A 3,879-nucleotide genomic window follows, 5' to 3' on the forward strand; every position below is an offset into this window, starting at 1 on the left:
AGGAAACTTTACGGTAACGGCCAGCCAAACACCCAATGGCCAGCAAGGCGCAAAATTAGTAGGCACAGGTAGTAGTGGTTCATCACAACAAGGATATTCACTTGCTTTAAGTGCGGATGGTAATACAGCAATAGTAGGAGCACCAGCTGATAACAGTAATGCTGGAGCTGCATGGGTATATACCCGTAGTGGTGGAGTGTGGACACAGCAAGGAAATAAATTAGTAGGTACTGGTAGTACTGGTGCATCGCAGCAAGGTTTTTCTGTTGCAATAAGTGCAGATGGTAATACAGCAATAGTAGGAGCACCAGTTGATAACAGTAATGCGGGAGCTGCATGGGTGTTTACGCGTAGTGGTGGAGTTTGGTCACAACAAGGGACTAAATTAATTGGATCAGGAGCTTTAGGATCAGCAAGTCAGGGTTGGTCAGTTGGGTTAAGTGCGGATGGTAATACAGCAATGGTTGGTGGACAGAGTGACAATAGTAGTGTAGGGGCTGTGTGGGTTTATACCCGCAGTGGCGGAGTGTGGAACCAACAAGGCGCAAAATTAGTAGGTACAGGAAATATAGGGATGTCAAGCCAAGGTACTTCAGTTAGATTGAGTGCGGATGGTAATATTGCGATTGTTGGGGGTTATAATGATAATAGTAAAGCAGGAGCTGCTTGGATGTATAGTCGCAATAATGGCGTTTGGACACAAAGTGGAGTTAAATTAATCGGTAGCGGAGCTGCAGGTTCTTCACAATTTGGTTTTTCAGCAGCAATAAGTGCAGATGGGAATACAGCGATAATTGGTGGGAACATTGATAACAGTGCTGCAGGAGCTGCATGGGTGTATAGCTATGTAACACCTCTCACACCTCCAACAATAACTTCATTTAATCCCATTACTGCAAAACCTGGTGATGTAGTCACTATAACTGGAACTAATTTCAATACTACAACTACAAATAATATTGTATTCTTCGGTGCAACAAGGGCTACGGTAACTGCTGCAACAACAACTAGTTTAACGGTTACAGTGCCTTCTGGTGCTACTTATGCGCCTATTACAGTATTAAATATAGGAACAAGTTTAGCAGCATATAGTTTGCGTAATTTTACGCCTGTTTACAGTCCTGCTAAAACAAATATTACTGCTACTGATTTTCAAGCCAAGCAGGATTTTGCAACAGGAACAAATGCGTATTCAGTTGCTATTGGAGATTTGGACGGAGATGGTAAGTCTGATTTAGCAGTAACAAATAGAGGCTCAAATACTGTATCCATTTTTCGTAGTACCACTACTAGTGGAAGTATTGGGTCTGGCAGTTTTGCTGATAAGGTAGATTTTACAACAGGAACAACTCCTTATGCAGTTTCGATAGGCGATTTGGACGGAGATGGCAAGCCTGATTTGGCCGTAACTAATTTTGGTTCAAGTTCAGTTTCAGTTTTTCGCAATACATCAACTAGTGGAAGTATTAGCTCTGGTAGTTTTGCTGCCAAGGTGGATTTTACAACTGGGCTTCGACCTTTTTCAGTTGCGATAGGAGATTTAGACGGAGATGGCAAGCCTGATTTGGCTGTAGCGAATCAAAACTCAAACACTGTATCGGTTTTTCGCAATATATCAACAAATGGAAGTATTGAATCTGGTAGTTTTGCAGCAAAAGTAGATTTTGCAACCGGAGATAATCCTCGTGAAGTTGCGATAGGAGATTTGGACGGAGATAGTAAACCCGATTTGGCGGTAGCAAATTTTACTTCAAGTACTGTATCAGTATTTCGAAATACAGCTACAACTGGAAGTATTAATACAAGCAGTTTTGCTAATAAGGTAGACTTTACAACGGGAACTAATCCTAGGTCTGTTGCTATAGGAGATTTGGATGGAGATGGAAAGCCTGATTTGGTGGTGGCAAACCAATCTTCAAGTAATATATCTGTTTTTCACAATACATCAACTGGTGGAAGCATTGAAGCTGGTAGTTTTGCAGCTAAAGTTGATTTCACAATTGGAACTACTCCTGGGCATGTTTCGATAGGAGATTTTGACGGAGATGGAAAGGCTGATTTGGCGGTAGTTTGGGCTTCAAATACTGTATCTGTTTTTCGCAATACTGCATCTAGTGGAAGTATTGGGTCTGGAAGTTTTGCAGATAAGATAGATTTTACAACGGGTACAGGACCTGCTTCAGTTGCGATAGGAGATTTAGACGGAGATGGAAAGGCTGATTTGGCGGTAGCAAATTTTAGCTCAAATAATGTATCTGTATTACGTAACGCAGAGATACAGTTACCTCCAATCATCACTTCATTCAGCCCCATAAATGCAAAGCCAGGTGATGTGGTCACTATTACTGGAACTAATTTCAATACCACAACTACAAATAATACTGTATTCTTCGGTGCAACAAGAGCTACGGTAACTGCTGCAACAGCAACGAGTTTAACGGTTACAATTCCATCTGGTGCTACTTATGCACCCATTACTGTTTTAAATACTGGAACTAGTTTAGCAGCATATAGTTTGCGTAATTTTACGCCTGTTTACAGTCCTACTAAGACAAATATTACCGCTGCCGATTTTCAAGCTAAGGTTGATTTTGCAACGGAAGCAAGTCCTCGTTCATTTGCTGTAGGCGATTTAGATGGAGATGGTAAGCCAGATTTAGTTGTCGCAAATTTAATTTCAAATATTGTCTCTGTCTATCGTAGTACAGCTAGTAGTGGAAGTATCGGTTCTGGTAGTTTTGCGACAAAAGTAGATTTTGCTACTGGTGATGCTAGTCCTGTTTCAGTTGCAATAGGCGATATAGATGGAGACGGCAAGCCTGATTTGGTAGTAGCAAATAGCGCTTCAAATACGGTATCAGTTTTTCGCAATACATCAACTAGTGGAAGTATTGGTTCTGGTAGTTTTGCTGCTAAGGTAGATTTTACTACCGGAGATAGACCTCAATCACTTGCGATAGGCGATTTGGATGGAGATGGCAAACCTGATTTGGTTATAGCAAATTTAAATTCAAATACTGTATCAGTTTTTCGTAATACAGCTTCTAGTGGAAGTATAAACACAAATAGTTTTGCTGCTAAGGTAGATTTTACAACAGGTGTAGGGTCGCGTTCAGTTGCGATAGGCGATTTAGATGGAGATGGGAAGCCAGATTTGGCAGTAGCAAATGTGTCTTCAAACACTGTCTCTGTTTTTCGTAATACAGCTACTAGTGGAAGTATAAACACAAATAGTTTTGCTGCTAAGGTAGATTTTATAACTGGCTCAAGTCCTCAATCAGTTGCGATAGGCGATTTGGATGGAGATGGAAAGCATGATTTAGCAGTAATTAATTCTTCTTCAAATACTGTATCTATTTTTCGCAATACAGCTACAAGTGGAAGTATTGAGGCCGGTAGCTTTACTGCAAAAGTAGACTTCACAACTGGATCAGCTCCTCATTCAGTTACGTTAGGAGATATAAATGGGGATAGTAAGCTCGATTTGACTGTAACTAATTTTGGTTCAAATACAATATCAGTTTTTCGTAATACAGCTTCTAGTGGAAGTATAAGCACAAATAGTTTTGCTGCTAAGATAGATTTTACAAGTGGAACAGGCCCTGTTGCAGTAGCTATAGGCGATATCGATGGAGACAGTAAGCCTGATTTAGTAGTAGCAAATAATAATTCAAGGACATTATCTATTTTTCAAAATATAGAGCTGCCACCACCACCAACAATTACTTCATTTGTCTCAACAAGTGGCCCAGTTGGAACCTTGGTAACTATAACTGGAACTAATTTAGGTAATCCAACATCGATAACAATAGGCGGAGTAGCAGCGATACCAATTAGCAATACAGGAACTAGTTTAGTTGCGATGGTAATGCCGGGAGC

General features: G+C 40.6%; 1 protein-coding gene. It reads left to right on the forward strand.

The features are described 5' to 3' along the window. A partial coding sequence (locus ACTIEI_RS14735; RefSeq protein ID WP_439507045.1) for a beta strand repeat-containing protein occupies positions 1–3,879 on the forward strand: 3,879 nt, incomplete at both ends.

Source organism: Sediminibacterium sp. (assembly GCF_051860225.1).
In the GTDB taxonomy this organism is placed as follows: domain Bacteria; phylum Bacteroidota; class Bacteroidia; order Chitinophagales; family Chitinophagaceae; genus Sediminibacterium.